Raw genomic sequence first — 12603 nt, forward strand, 5'->3', positions numbered from 1 at the left:
GGGTAGGGTGATGCCAATGTTAAGTTTTTGATAACCACTAAGTTTGATGGTTATACGCCTTGCGTTTTGATGAGTTCTATAAGTCCGGTGGTAGAAAAACCTTCTACAATAGGATTGATGGCTACCCGGCCACCGTTGGCGATAACTTCCTTAGCGCCCACAATTTGTTCTACGGTATAATCGCCCCCTTTTACCAGTACATCGGGCATAATAGCGGTAATCAGGTTCAGCGGGGTATCTTCTTCAAAAATTACTACCGCATCTGTCATTACCATAGCAGCCAGTAAAAGCGCGCGGCTGTTTTCATTATTAATAGGGCGGGTGGGGCCTTTCAGGCGCTTTACACTGGCATCGCTGTTAACGCCCACCACCAGATAATCTGCTTCCGCAGCGGCCTGGGAAAGGGAGAAGATATGCCCTTCGTGCAGTATATCAAAACAGCCATTGGTAAAGGCCACGGTTTTACCCGTTAGCCGCCAGCCGGCTATGAGATGTTGTAACTGAGAAAGGGTAGTTATTTTATGCGGGATGTGTGCTGCGTTTTTCAATGCTGCTGTTTTTGTAATGATATATAATAAACCAGGCAATGGTGCCGGTTATAATAGTAAAGATAAATTGGGCAATCCATAATATCCATCCGCTGGCGCGGCCTATGTTTTCGCTGATACCGTAAAAGCTGAGTGTTTTTTCTATAGCCAACGGGTAGGCGCCCAGGCCACCGGGGGCTACTATAATGCCTACCGTACCAAATATAAGCATGGTAAGTGCAGTGGGCAAAGGCAGGTGCGCTGTTTCCTGCAGGGCCCAGCAGCCAATCCAGGTAGAGAAGATATAACAACCCCAGATAAGCAGGGTGTTAAGCAGGAACAAAGGTTTGTTGCGTATCAGTCGTATGCTGCGCAGCCCTTCTGCAATGCCGCTGAGTACACTTTTTAAAAAACGGGCCGTTTTACCGCCATGCCTGAGTTTGCGGATGAAAATAACGGCCGCCACAAAGAACAATACAATGCCCGGCAACCACCACCAGCGTGCGCTGCCGCCCTGCAACAGGCCGGTAGCGGCTGCACCGTATAACTCTATAAAATACGATTCTATATAGCGGTACTCCATTAATATGGTAACAGTGGTAACCAGCAGCAGGCATATAATATCAAACGCTCTTTCGGCCACCAGCGTGCCTATCAGCTTTTCGGTAGGTATCTTGGTGGCTTTGGCTACAGAGGTGCAACGCAGCACTTCGCCTGCGCGGGGTATCAGCTGATTGGCCAGGTAACCCAGCAGTATGCCTGAAAGCAGGTAAATATTGGCGGGCTGGTAGCCCAGGGGAGTGATGAGTTGTTTCCAGCGCATGGCTCTGAACCAGTGACTGCACAGGAGTACAAGGGTAACCGGCGCCAGCAGCCAGAAGCGGGCGCGGAGCAAAGCGGCTTTGATATCGGCTATATCTTCAGCGGTGATGCTGTGGAGCGACCACCAGAGCAGGAATAGCGCAATGCCAAAGCCTACCACATATTTTAATATGTATAATACTATCCGTTTCATGACTGTTGCAGGGGTATGAACAGCAATTTACTAAGATAGTTTACATATTAAATGTAATATTTAGCTATAATTTGTTGCCTTCCTTAGGAAATACGATGGACGGCTTGTACCGTTTGGCAGCCTCAAAGTCCATTGTAGCGTAAGAAATGATGATAATAATATCCCCTACAGCGCCTTTACGGGCTGCGGGTCCGTTAAGGCAGCAGGTACCGCTGCCTCTTTTCCCTTTAATAAGGTAAGTTTCAATGCGCTCTCCGTTATTAACGTTCACTACCTGAATCTTCTCATTCTCAATCATATTGGCGGCTTCCATCAGCTCTTCGTCTAATGTTAAGCTACCTACGTAATTCAGGTTTGCCTCTGTAAGAACGGCCCTGTGAACCTTCGACTTTAATACTTCTATCTGCATGGCGGGCGCAAAGTTACAGGGAAAAATCGAAGATCAGATTATCAATCAGTCTTACATTGTTGATGAAGGCAGCGGCCAATACCACCAGTTGCTGGCCGCTAACAGGTTTGGTAACCGGCTCCAGCGTAACGGCATCAGCAATACTGATATAATCAACCTTGTTAAACCCGTTTTGCAGCAGATTCTGTGCAGCTTCTTCCTGTAAATCAGATATCTCCTTTGTTTTAATATGTTCTTTTACGGCTGCTAAAGTTTTGTAAATAATGGTTGCCTGGTTGCGTGCTTCGGGTGAGAGGCGCACATTACGGCTGCTCATGGCCAGGCCATCTGCTTCGCGCAGGGTAGGGCCTACCTTTAATAGTATGCTTTGTTTCAGACCGGTAATTTCCAGCAGCTTGTTAATCACCATACATTGCTGGTAATCTTTCTGCCCCATGTATAATCCGTTAGGCTGTACAATATTCAGTAGGTGGTGTACTACCTGGCAAACACCCTGAAAATGACCGGGGCGGTGCACACCTTCCAGCAGGGTTTCTATGTGCCCCAGTTCGTACGGTTGTGTAAGCTGCTGACCATTGGGGTACATTTCTGCCACGGTGGGCATAAACAAAATGTCCAAACCTGCTTTTTCAGCCAGGAGAATATCCTGTGCGGTGGTGATGGGGTATTTTTCGAAATCTTTGGGATCGTTAAACTGTGTTGGGTTTACAAAAATGCTGCAAACCGTAATATCATTTTCCTGTTTGCTTTGTGCAATAAGGGAGAGATGACCTTCGTGTAAAGCGCCCATAGTAGGCACAAAACCAATGCTTTTCTTCCCGTTCCGGGCCAGTGAAAGCTCCTGCTGTAACTGGCTAATTTGTTTAAAAAGGATCATTTGACTGCTATTTCCAACGTTTTTAGTACCTTTGCCCCCTAATTTTTAAAGGGTTTAAGCCTAAATTCTGCCTAAGAATGTCAACAAAGAAAAGAATTTTATTCATAGCCACGGAAATGTCTCCTTATCTGGAGCTGACTGAATTTGCCGAAATAGTGAACAAACTGGCTATAAAAAGCAACGACAGCGGGTTAGAAGTAAGATGTATTATGCCGCGTTTTGGAGTAATTAACGAGCGCAGGCACCGGTTGCACGAAGTAGTGCGTTTATCGGGCATTAACGTATCTGTAGACAATGATGATTACCCCTTACAAATCAAGGTAGCTTCTTTACCTAATGCGAGACTGCAGGTTTATTTTCTTGATAATGAAGACTTTTTCAAGCGCAAGCAGATTTTTACCGAAGACAATGATGAGTGGTTTGAAGACAATGGTTTAAGAACTATTTTCTTTTGTAAAGGTGCGCTGGAAACGGTGAAGAAATTTGGCTGGCCTCCGGACGTTATCCATTGCAGTGGCTGGATGACTGGTCTGATACCTATGTATCTGAAAACAGCTTACAAAAAAGAGCCCGTGTTTTCTCAGAGCAAGGTTATTTACACTATTGGTTCCAACACATTTGCAGATACGCTGGGCGAAGATTTTACAGAGAAAGCCACTATTAACGCCAATATTAAAGACAAAGACCTGGAACCGTTTAAGAATGCCGATAATACGGCTATGTTCCGCGGAGGTGCTTTGAGTGCGGATGCTGTAACCTTTGGTTCGGATAATGTAGACCAGACACTGCTGGACGAGTTTAACAAAGTAAAGGGTAAGAAAATTATACCTTTTAAAGGCTGGGACAGCGAACTGGCTGAATACCAGGAATTGTATAACGATCTTGCAGGTAAATAATAAGTAACCTACTATATTTGCCGACCATTAAATTCTAAAGGATGCCTTATCTTTTTACTTCTGAGAGTGTGTCTGAAGGACACCCTGATAAAATAGCTGATCAGATTTCTGATGCCCTGATTGACCATTTCATGGCAGTTGATCCATCCAGTAAAGTAGCCTGCGAAACGCTGGTTACTACCGGCCAGGTGGTACTGGCAGGTGAGGTTAAGTCTAAAGCTTACCTGGATGTACAGGATATTGCCCGCGCTGTTATCCGCAAAATTGGTTATACCAAAAGCGAATACATGTTTGAAGCCAACAGCTGCGGTATTCTTTCTGCTATACACGAGCAATCTGGTGATATTAACCAGGGTGTTGACCGTGTAAAGAAAGAAGAGCAGGGTGCAGGTGACCAGGGTATGATGTTTGGTTATGCTACCGCAGAAACCGACGATTATATGCCGCTGGCACTGGACTTAAGCCATAAGCTGCTGCTGGAATTAGCTGCACTGCGCCGTGAGAACAAGGAGATTAAATATCTGCGTCCTGACGCAAAAAGCCAGGTTACCCTGGAATACGACGATAACAACAAGCCTGTACGTATTGATGCTATCGTAATTTCTACCCAGCACGACGATTTTGATGCAGACGCTAAAATGCTGGCGAAGATTAAGAAAGACATTATTAACATTCTGATACCACGTGTTAAAGCACGTTATAAGAAATACGCTCACCTGTTTAACGATAAGATCAAGTATCATATTAACCCAACAGGTAAGTTTGTAATTGGTGGTCCACACGGTGATACCGGCTTAACCGGCCGTAAAATTATCGTGGATACCTATGGTGGTAAAGGTGCACACGGCGGTGGTGCTTTCAGCGGTAAAGACCCAAGTAAAGTAGACCGTTCTGCAGCTTACGCTACCCGCCACATTGCTAAAAATCTGGTAGCTGCCGGTGTTTGTGATGAGGTGCTGGTGCAGGTTTCTTACGCTATTGGCGTAGCACAGCCTACCAGTATTTATGTAAATACTTATGGCACTGCCAAAGTGAAGAAAACCGATGGTCAGATTGCCAGGCTGGTAGAAGGGCTGTTTGATATGCGTCCTTACTTTATTGAGCAACGCCTGAAACTGCGTAACCCTATTTATAGCGAAACTGCTGCTTATGGACACATGGGCCGTAAGAACGAGATAGTGGAGAAGGAGTTTAAAACACCAGATGGTAAGGTGATTAAAAAGAAAGTAGAACTGTTTACCTGGGAAAAACTGGATTATGTTCCTAAGGTGAAGAAGGCTTTCGGTATCAAATAACATCTTGTTTTTCTTCTTCAGAGAAGGAGATTAGAAATATAGTGCAGCCGGTAAGTAAGTGATAAGCTTATTTACCGGTTTTTTTTATGCTTACTATCCTAACTTTAGTATATGGAAAGAGAGGCAAAGTTTATGCAGGAAGCCATCCGTTTGAGCAGAAAGGGTATGGAGAATGGCGATGGCGGACCTTTTGGCTGTGTGGTGGTAAAGGGAGAGGAGATAGTAGGCAGGGGATGGAACCGGGTTACTTCTACCAACGACCCCACTGCGCATGCAGAAGTGGTGGCCATAAGAGATGCCTGTGCTAATATGGGTACTTTTCAGCTGGAGGGCTGTGAAGTTTATACTTCGTGCGAGCCATGCCCGATGTGTTTGGGCGCTATTTACTGGGCAAGACCTGCTAAGTTGTATTATGCCAATACGCGTTTTGATGCGGCGGAAGCAGGGTTTGATGATGCCTTTATTTATGAAGAATTGCCTTTGCGCGCAGAAGACCGGAAAATTGCCACTACCTGCCTGTGCAGGGAAGATGCTTTACCCGTGTTCAGGGAATGGCAATTGAAAATGGACCGCAAGGATTATTAACGCCTGCCTGTTATTTGCCTGGCAGGTGAAACTGGTGGTGAAATACGTGCAACACCAGGTAGCCCAGCAGGCATAACAGTAGTATAACTATAACGGCAGTTACCACCCAGGGCATTTCCTTTATTTTTCTTTTCTCTTTTTTCTGTTTGCGGGCATCCAGCTGTTTGTGCAGGTTTTTATTCAGTTGTTGCACCTGCAGCTTCAGTTTTTCTTTAGACTGATAAGCAGCCAGCCCTTCCAGTGCATCGTCTACAAACGCAGAGTCTGCCATTTTCTTTTCTACCTCGTGTTGTTGCGCAGCATCCAGTTGCCCTTCCAGGTATTTCAGCAGCTCCTCGTCGTTAAGGTCATCATGCTCATCCGCTAATATGTCTTCAAAGTTCCTCATGATTTCTTTTTCAGTTTCTTTTCCACCAATAACTTGAGATTACGCTTGCCGTTCTGGATAAAGCTTTTTACCTGCAGCAGGCTAAAGCCTGTAGTATCACTTACCTGTGTGTAGGATTGTTTTTGCAGATAGAATAAAGTTACACAGGTTTTCTGTTCTTCATTCAATTCGCCCAGCGACGATTCCAGCAGGTCCAGTACCTCTTCTTTTTCAGCCAGATCGGTCAGTTTGCTATCGGGCTCACTTACCGGCATTTCCTCATTAATTTCCCGGGTGTTTCTGCCTGTTTTATCCCGCAGCTTCATGAGGCAATGGTTTTTTGCAATCATGTACAGCCAGCTTTTTACATAGGTTACCTTATACTTCTGCAACTCAGTTATAGCCTTTAAAAAAATCTGCTGTACACTGTCTTTTGCTTCCTCTTCGTTTTTCAGGTATTTCATGCTCACACCCAGCAGCAGCAGGGTGTAGCGTTGCAATAGTATACCCAGCCACTGGTTGTTTCTGGTGGCATAAAAACGTTCCAGCAATTCCTGATCACTGATATGGTCCGTATTCTCTTTATTCATCTGGCAGTGGGTTCATCTACTGATTGATTGTTTTCCCGGATTATGAATAATAAGCCAGGAAAGGGTTTGCTGCGCCTGTTTCCCGACAAATATGATGCAGCTGTACTAGAATTCCATAACTTACGCGTAAATTTTTACTTATATGGGTTATGTTGCCTGCATTGTAGCAGCAGCTCCTTTAAGGGCCGACGCCAGTCACCGGAGTGAAATGGTGAGCCAGTTACTGTTTGGTGAGTTTGCGAAAGTATTAGACACCTCCAAAGAATTTACAAAAGTGGCTGGGTTATATGACTCGTATGAAGGCTGGTGCCAGACCAGTCAGTTGACAGCGGTAACAGAAGAAGATACGCAGTTGCCGGTGGCAGGGTATACCTTTTCAAAAGATACAGTGGCATTGGTGAATAACACAGAAGTGCCTTTGTCTATTGCAACGCCTGTCTACGGTGGAGGCGTTACCCATCAATGGGGGCCTTATTCGGTTTCCTACTCCCCGGCTTTTTTAAAAATGCAGCCTTTTGATGAGGTTATTACCAGGCAACTGGCCATGCCTTACCTGAATGTGCCTTACTTATGGGGAGGCAGAAGCAGCTTTGGTTTGGACTGCAGCGGTTTTACCCAGCAGGTGATGAAGATGATGGGTATAAAAATGCTGCGCGATGCCTCGCAACAGGCCTTGCAGGGAAGAGTGGTTGATTTTTTACAGGAGGTAAAATGTGGTGACCTTGCCTTTTTTGATAACGATGATAAGAAGATTACCCATGTGGGTATTATGCTGAATCCCGGAGAAATTATTCATGCTTCGGGGCGTGTGCGGATTGATAAGATGGACAACTCCGGCATTTTAAATTCTGATACCGGACAACGTACGCATAAGCTGCGTGTGGTGAAGCGCATCTGGTAACAGGTAAAGCAATTATAAAGACAGCGGGTGTACCCTTTTGGATGCACCCGCTGTTGTTTTATAGATGCTGTTATTTTACCACTACCAGTTTCTGACTCATGGTTTTCCGGCCACCTACGGCTTTTACCGTAAACAGGTTGCCCTGTGTGATAAGCTGGCCGGTATGCAGCTGATATTGCCTTTGTGTGCCGAGGTTGGTTTTCAGTACTTCTCTACCCTGCACATCGTATAATAATAAGGTTACTTTTTCTCTGGCATCAAAGCCATTAAGTACAATGTTACAGGAGGTTTGTACCGGGTTGGGGTAAATGGTAATGCTGGCATTGTCTGCTGTGGTGGCTGTGTTTGTTACAGCCGATATTGCACCCGGTGCAGTAAGTGAAGCAGAGGTGCTGCCATATACACGCCATTCAAGTATACCGGTAGATTGTGTGGTATTAAGCATACTTACCCGTAGTCTGCTGGTTTGAATATTACTAATATTGAGAGTATTGAAAGCATCTTTTACCAGTGGTACATTGCCCAGGTTTACCCATGCGCTGGTAGAGGCATTCCAGTATTGTATATAAGCGGTAGTGGGTGTTAATACGCCACCGGCATCATCAAACCAATACACCTGTGTAGAGGTAAGGTAATAAGGTTGCGACCAATCGTACTGCACCCATTGCGTACTATTGGGATTGTTCCAGTTTCCGTAAGCGCCGCTGGTTTTATCGTTGGAATTAGCAGGTGATGAATTGTCATTTACTGCGCTCAGTGTTTCCCAGGAAGATACATAAGAAGTGGTGGCAGTAGCCAGTGGGGCAATATTGGTGCTGGTGCCGGCAGTGCCGCATCCAATGGCTGTCCAGCTCATCTGCGCATCGGTAAAGTTGCTGTAGGCTGCATTGATATCGGTGTTAGAGGCATCGCCGGAGCCTTTGCCATCGCAGGCCGCGCGTCCATTATTGGTATGTGGTGTCTGCAGATAATGACCTGCGGTAGAGCAGCTGCCTGTTTCCACATCGCCGCCCAGTACCACACCGCTGCCGCCGTAGGTAACACCATAGCCCCAGGCATTATCGCGCAGAATGGTATTGCCCGATACGTTGGTATTTACCAGTACAGCACCATCGGTTATTTGTGCAGTGCCGGTAAAAGTACCTCCGTATACATTACAATCGCCACTGAATATTACAGAACTGGAAGCGGTTACATTTTCCAGCCGGGCAGTACCCTCTGCACGTACACTGCCGGAGAGGTTGGAAGAGCCTACCACCACTGCTTTGGGGCCTACGTATACCGAAGCAGCTACCGTAGCTGAATTGGCTACCCAGCCTCCGCCGTTACTGTGTGTATGGCCTGGGTAGAGTGCTTTTAAATCGGAACGGAAGTTTGTCTGATAACCTTCCGGCAGCGCGTTTTCAATACGTAGCTCGTACGGGTAGCGGTGAATTTTAGGCCAGCCGGGTTCCCATACATAATCGTGTTTGGCGGTGGGGGCGCCCATTACCACCAGAAATAGTTTAGAACTGGCTGCGGTAAGGGTATAACTGGCTTCGCCATCACTGGCAGATTGCATGGCACCGTATACGCTGGTGGTGCCGTTGGCGAGTACTTCTACAAAACCCCAGCGCCAGCCAGCCTGTGCGTTCACCTCTGTATGGCCTTTGAATTTGATGTGTACGGTGTTGGAGGCGCAGGTGGGGTATAGCGGAATAACGTTCATGCCATAATCCTGCGGAGCCATGTGTTTGGGAACAATATAGCGGCTGGTAGCAGCGCTGATCTGGTTTAATATAGTATGCTGCCGCCAGAGCCAATGGTTTTCGGCCGCAGAAGTTTTGTAAATATTAATCTGCGCGCGCATATCGGCACCAAAGCCCTGTGCAGGATAATCCCAGTTGGCCTCACGTTTGGCATAGTCGTACATAGCGTTGCAGAGCTGTGCCTGCGTCCACCCGCTGATGCGGCGCCAGGTTTCCATAGGTGTTTCGTTGGCATTAGATTCGCGCCAGAGCCGGTTAACCGTATTCAGGCCGCCATAGTTCTGCTGAATATTCATCAGCCATTTAAAGGTGCTGTAATGGTGGCGGGTAGAGGCCAGGTGAAAATGGCGCGACATCAGCCAGCGGGGCATATCGTCACTGGCAAAAGTGGGAAACTGCAGGCAGCGCATATAGTTGGCATGTGCCTCCCAGAAAAAGCCTGCCGGTTCATAGTTATTAAAGCCGCCCTGATTGCCGCCGGGCTTAAAATCGATACGGTTCTGGCTTTGCAGGGAATGCGCCAGCTCGTGCGCTATTACATACGGATCGCGGGTGGCGTTGGGATGAATCCAGAGTGCACCGATCATTTCATCGTATGCGCCGCCAAATGCCCATCCGGTAGGGCCTCCGGCACCGTTGTAGGTTTCGTTCATTACCACGATGATTTTGTACAGGCCCAGTTTACCGCTGTTGTTGTGAAAGCCTACGGTGTTAATGAAATAACTGAAACTGGCTTCGAGGTTGCTGGCGATAGTAGCGGGGTCGAAGCGGAGGTTGGCATCGGAATAGGTGGAAGGATTGGCACCTACTTTGGCGCCCCAGAAGATGACGAAATTGGCAGATTCGTACTTGTAGTTAGGCGCCCATTCGTTCCAGGGGGCGCTGCTGAACTGGGTTGGAATGTATACAGTTTTGCTGTAAGAAACTGTACAGAGTAAAACCCACGCGAGTGTGAGTAGAATTTTACTTTTCATAAAGCTTACAAATTGAGGTGTTAGCCGGTTAATGAATAAATTATCTCAAACAAAATAATGCGGCGTTTTAGTGTCGTATTGACCATTATTAGCAGAAACCGGGCGGATATTAATCAGGAACAGGAAGGGAGCAGTTGAGTGGAGAGTTTTAGTTTTCAGTAAGCACTTTCTGTAAAGTGCGGCATTATTGCCTGACAGGGTGAAAGTTCATACAGAAAGCTCTTCTGTACTTATGCAGAACTTGTTGTGGCTTTCCAAAAAATAGTAAGCATTTACAGAAAGCCTGTAAGTACTGACGAAAAATCCGTTAGTGCTAACGGGGTTTCCGTCAGTGCTTACGGAAACCCCGTTAGTGCTTACGAAAGATCCGTTAGTGCTTACGGAAACCCCGTTAGTGCTTACGGAAAACCCGTTAGTGCTTACGGAAAACCCGTTAGTGCTTACGAAAGATCCGTCAGTGCTTACGAAAGATCCGTCAGTGCTTACGGAAAATCCGTCAGTGCTTACGGAAAACCCGTTAGTGCTTACGGAAAACCCGTAAGCGCTAACGAAAGATCCGTCAGTGCTTACGGAAAATCCGTCAGTGCTTACGGAAAACCTGTCAGCGCTGACGGAAAATCGGTTAAGACCAACGGAGAATTTTAGCTGATAGCTACGAAATAAAAAAGGGCTGAACTTGTGCAGTTCAACCCTTTTAGTATAAGGTAGTTCGATTAATTGAAGTCGATCAGATTCATTGCTTTGCTGAAGTAAGTAACTACGCCAGGTAATGCTAACCAGAAAAATTCACGGTAAACAACAAGCAATACAATCAGGATTGCTAACCACAAGAAAAATAAGAACCAATGCTTCCCGGTTGATTTTTGAGCTTCCATTCTTAGAAATTTTAGCAAAAGTAAGGAACAAACCGATTCAGGTTTATTTAGCTATGTACTTTTTGTACGCTTCAACGGCAGATTTTACAATGCCATGGGCTTTTTCCATGTCACCAAAGTCTTCTACCACCACCGTTTTGTTTTCCAGACGCTTATACTCTTCAAAGAAGTGACGTAATTCGCTGAAGAAGTGAGGAGGCAGTTCGTCGAATCTGTTGTAATGGTTTACGCTCGGGTCTTTTGCTGCAACAGCAATGATTTTATCATCCGCATCACCACCATCTACCATTTGCATAACGCCCAATACTTTGGCTTCTATCAGGGTTAAAGGTTGTACCGGTAATGAAGTAATTACCAGGATGTCTAACGGATCCTTGTCATCACCGTAGGTTTGAGGGATGAATCCGTAGTTTACAGGATAATGGAAAGATGAATAAATAACCCTGTCCAGTTTTAACAGACCGCTCTCTTTGTCAATCTCATATTTAGCCCTGGAACCTTCCGGGATTTCAATAATCGCATTTACAAACTCGGGCGCGTTTTCTCCGTATGGCACGCCATGCCAGGGATGTAGCACATTCATCATAAGATACTAGTGTTATTTAATAAGGTGGCAAAGGTAATGGGTAAACGGGTTACGCTTCCGGTTTTTTACGTGTAATCCTTATTAATTGTTAAATATTGCCGCTGATGGTGTATTTGAAATCCACTATCCAGCCATCCGGGCCCTTTACCACTTTTACTTTGCGGGCAATACGATCAAATGAATTTTTGTAGTTGATGATATCGGTAGAGTCGTTAACGGAGTCAATTTCTTCTATAATAATAGAAGCCTGTTGATATTGTTTGCGGTCGTTTTTGCTCTTTTTTTCATAGGAAGCTTTCATTTTCTCCAGGTTGCTGAGGTTTTCAGCATCTTTCTGCATGTAATAATTGGCCTTGTCAAAATCACCTTTTAAACAGCCGTCAATAAATTCCCGGGCTGCATCCAGTGAATTGCCTGCGGGTGTAAACTGGGTTTGTTTGTTGCTGCATGCGGCGCAAAACAACAGCAGGCCGCATACTAGAATTGAAAATCTGCGAATCAGGTTCATAGTCTGTTTTTCTTAATCCATGCTTTTATCGAAGGCCACTTTCCATATTCCGTTGCTTTTCACCAGCGGCATTACTATGGCTTTCGTATGATCGGGCAAAACTACCTGAACTGTAGCAGTTGAGTCTGATTCTGCCAGGGTTTTTAACGAAAAATCAGCTTTTGCGTCCGCGATGAGGGCATTCTCCGCTTTTTCTCCCAGGGTTTGCATAATATCCAGGAGGCCAGCACTTTCCGGTGTGGCATATTTTTTCGCTTTTGAGAAGTTTTTTTCCCGGAAAGCGGTGTAAAAAGCTGTTGTTACATACTCCGGCGTGTTTTTCTCCGGCGGTGTTGTGCAGGCCGGGTGTGTAAACAACAGGCAAAGTGCGATAGCTGCGCAAATGGGGAGCGTTACATATTTGAAAAATAATTTCATAGCATCGGCAAGATACACCATGCAGTCATTGCG

At 45.9% G+C, this 12603-nt stretch carries 15 protein-coding genes; 4 read left to right on the top strand and 11 right to left on the bottom strand.

All coding sequences use genetic code 11. The features are described from left to right. Positions 1–50 precede the first annotated feature (50 nt). The 4 genes from rfaE2 to panC form a co-directional block, all read right to left on the bottom strand. A complete protein-coding gene (rfaE2, locus tag IEY13_RS04515) occupies positions 51–548 on the bottom strand; it encodes a D-glycero-beta-D-manno-heptose 1-phosphate adenylyltransferase (RefSeq protein WP_188950752.1) in 498 nt (165 codons plus the stop codon). Further along, positions 520–1542 carry a lysylphosphatidylglycerol synthase transmembrane domain-containing protein gene (locus IEY13_RS04520; protein WP_188950753.1) on the bottom strand — a complete coding sequence of 341 codons (1023 nt, stop codon included), beginning with the start codon at positions 1540–1542 and terminating at the stop codon, positions 520–522. The genes rfaE2 and IEY13_RS04520 overlap by 29 nt, the downstream gene beginning before the upstream one ends. A 64-nt stretch (positions 1543–1606) precedes the next feature. Further along, positions 1607–1951 carry an aspartate 1-decarboxylase gene (gene panD / locus IEY13_RS04525; protein WP_188950754.1) on the bottom strand — a complete coding sequence of 115 codons (345 nt, stop codon included), beginning with the start codon at positions 1949–1951 and terminating at the stop codon, positions 1607–1609. A 13-nt stretch (positions 1952–1964) separates the two neighbouring features. Further along, complete coding sequence (gene panC, locus IEY13_RS04530) at positions 1965–2828, bottom strand: pantoate--beta-alanine ligase (protein WP_188950755.1); 864 nt, start codon at positions 2826–2828, stop codon at positions 1965–1967. Positions 2829–2905: 77 nt separating this feature from the next. Here panC and IEY13_RS04535 point away from each other — a divergent pair, with 77 nt between their 5' ends. From IEY13_RS04535 to IEY13_RS04545, 3 genes are all read left to right on the top strand, one after another. After that, on the top strand, positions 2906–3724 hold the full coding sequence (locus tag IEY13_RS04535) for a glycogen/starch synthase (RefSeq protein ID WP_188950756.1): 819 nt from the start codon (positions 2906–2908) through the stop codon (positions 3722–3724). 41 nt (positions 3725–3765) lie between these two features. Continuing rightward, positions 3766–5019 carry a methionine adenosyltransferase gene (metK, locus tag IEY13_RS04540; protein ID WP_188950757.1) on the top strand — a complete coding sequence of 418 codons (1254 nt, stop codon included), beginning with the start codon at positions 3766–3768 and terminating at the stop codon, positions 5017–5019. A gap of 111 nt (positions 5020–5130) precedes the next feature. Next, positions 5131–5604, top strand: coding sequence for a nucleoside deaminase (locus tag IEY13_RS04545; protein WP_188950758.1), 474 nt, complete (start codon positions 5131–5133; stop codon positions 5602–5604). Between the two features lie 10 nt (positions 5605–5614). On the opposite strand, the gene IEY13_RS04550 is transcribed toward IEY13_RS04545, so the two are convergent. Next, on the bottom strand, positions 5615–5992 hold the full coding sequence (locus tag IEY13_RS04550; RefSeq protein WP_188950759.1) for a hypothetical protein: 378 nt from the start codon (positions 5990–5992) through the stop codon (positions 5615–5617). Beyond that, positions 5989–6561 (bottom strand): RNA polymerase sigma factor, encoded by a 573-nt coding sequence (locus IEY13_RS04555; protein WP_188950760.1) that lies wholly within the window; start codon positions 6559–6561, stop codon positions 5989–5991. The genes IEY13_RS04550 and IEY13_RS04555 overlap by 4 nt, the downstream gene beginning before the upstream one ends. Positions 6562–6703: 142 nt before the next feature. Here IEY13_RS04555 and IEY13_RS04560 point away from each other — a divergent pair, with 142 nt between their 5' ends. Further along, complete coding sequence (locus IEY13_RS04560) at positions 6704–7462, top strand: C40 family peptidase (RefSeq protein WP_188950761.1); 759 nt, start codon at positions 6704–6706, stop codon at positions 7460–7462. Between the two features lie 70 nt (positions 7463–7532). Here the strand turns inward: IEY13_RS04560 and IEY13_RS04565 are convergent, their stop codons facing one another. The 5 genes from IEY13_RS04565 to IEY13_RS04585 form a co-directional block, all read right to left on the bottom strand. Further along, complete coding sequence (locus IEY13_RS04565) at positions 7533–10184, bottom strand: DUF6055 domain-containing protein (RefSeq protein ID WP_188950762.1); 2652 nt, start codon at positions 10182–10184, stop codon at positions 7533–7535. A gap of 713 nt (positions 10185–10897) precedes the next feature. Continuing rightward, a complete protein-coding gene (locus tag IEY13_RS04570; protein WP_188950763.1) occupies positions 10898–11059 on the bottom strand; it encodes a hypothetical protein in 162 nt (53 codons plus the stop codon). Between the two features lie 43 nt (positions 11060–11102). Further along, the gene (locus IEY13_RS04575) at positions 11103–11645 is read right to left on the bottom strand and encodes an inorganic diphosphatase (protein ID WP_229687728.1); all 543 of its coding nucleotides are present in this window, start codon (positions 11643–11645) and stop codon (positions 11103–11105) included. Between the two features lie 88 nt (positions 11646–11733). Then, positions 11734–12153: a DUF4878 domain-containing protein gene (locus IEY13_RS04580; RefSeq protein ID WP_188950764.1), complete on the bottom strand. Its 420-nt coding sequence runs from the start codon at positions 12151–12153 to the stop codon at positions 11734–11736. A gap of 12 nt (positions 12154–12165) precedes the next feature. Beyond that, positions 12166–12570 carry a nuclear transport factor 2 family protein gene (locus IEY13_RS04585; protein WP_188950765.1) on the bottom strand — a complete coding sequence of 135 codons (405 nt, stop codon included), beginning with the start codon at positions 12568–12570 and terminating at the stop codon, positions 12166–12168. Positions 12571–12603: the final 33 nt, after the last annotated feature.

The organism is Filimonas zeae (assembly GCF_014641615.1).
In the GTDB taxonomy this organism is placed as follows: domain Bacteria; phylum Bacteroidota; class Bacteroidia; order Chitinophagales; family Chitinophagaceae; genus Filimonas; species Filimonas zeae.

Excerpts from the sequence above, each read along its gene's own strand:
- IEY13_RS04520 (WP_188950753.1), bottom strand. The coding sequence starts at position 1,542 with ATGAAACGGATAGTATTATACATATTAAAATATGTGGTAGGCTTTGGC.
- panD (WP_188950754.1), bottom strand. The coding sequence starts at position 1,951 with ATGCAGATAGAAGTATTAAAGTCGAAGGTTCACAGGGCCGTTCTTACA.
- panC (WP_188950755.1), bottom strand. The coding sequence starts at position 2,828 with ATGATCCTTTTTAAACAAATTAGCCAGTTACAGCAGGAGCTTTCACTG.
- IEY13_RS04535 (WP_188950756.1), top strand. The coding sequence starts at position 2,906 with ATGTCAACAAAGAAAAGAATTTTATTCATAGCCACGGAAATGTCTCCT.
- metK (WP_188950757.1), top strand. The coding sequence starts at position 3,766 with ATGCCTTATCTTTTTACTTCTGAGAGTGTGTCTGAAGGACACCCTGAT.
- IEY13_RS04545 (WP_188950758.1), top strand. The coding sequence starts at position 5,131 with ATGGAAAGAGAGGCAAAGTTTATGCAGGAAGCCATCCGTTTGAGCAGA.
- IEY13_RS04550 (WP_188950759.1), bottom strand. The coding sequence starts at position 5,992 with ATGAGGAACTTTGAAGACATATTAGCGGATGAGCATGATGACCTTAAC.
- IEY13_RS04555 (WP_188950760.1), bottom strand. The coding sequence starts at position 6,561 with ATGAATAAAGAGAATACGGACCATATCAGTGATCAGGAATTGCTGGAA.
- IEY13_RS04560 (WP_188950761.1), top strand. The coding sequence starts at position 6,704 with ATGGGTTATGTTGCCTGCATTGTAGCAGCAGCTCCTTTAAGGGCCGAC.
- IEY13_RS04565 (WP_188950762.1), bottom strand. The coding sequence starts at position 10,184 with ATGAAAAGTAAAATTCTACTCACACTCGCGTGGGTTTTACTCTGTACA.
- IEY13_RS04570 (WP_188950763.1), bottom strand. The coding sequence starts at position 11,059 with ATGGAAGCTCAAAAATCAACCGGGAAGCATTGGTTCTTATTTTTCTTG.
- IEY13_RS04575 (WP_229687728.1), bottom strand. The coding sequence starts at position 11,645 with ATGATGAATGTGCTACATCCCTGGCATGGCGTGCCATACGGAGAAAAC.
- IEY13_RS04580 (WP_188950764.1), bottom strand. The coding sequence starts at position 12,153 with ATGAACCTGATTCGCAGATTTTCAATTCTAGTATGCGGCCTGCTGTTG.
- IEY13_RS04585 (WP_188950765.1), bottom strand. The coding sequence starts at position 12,570 with ATGAAATTATTTTTCAAATATGTAACGCTCCCCATTTGCGCAGCTATC.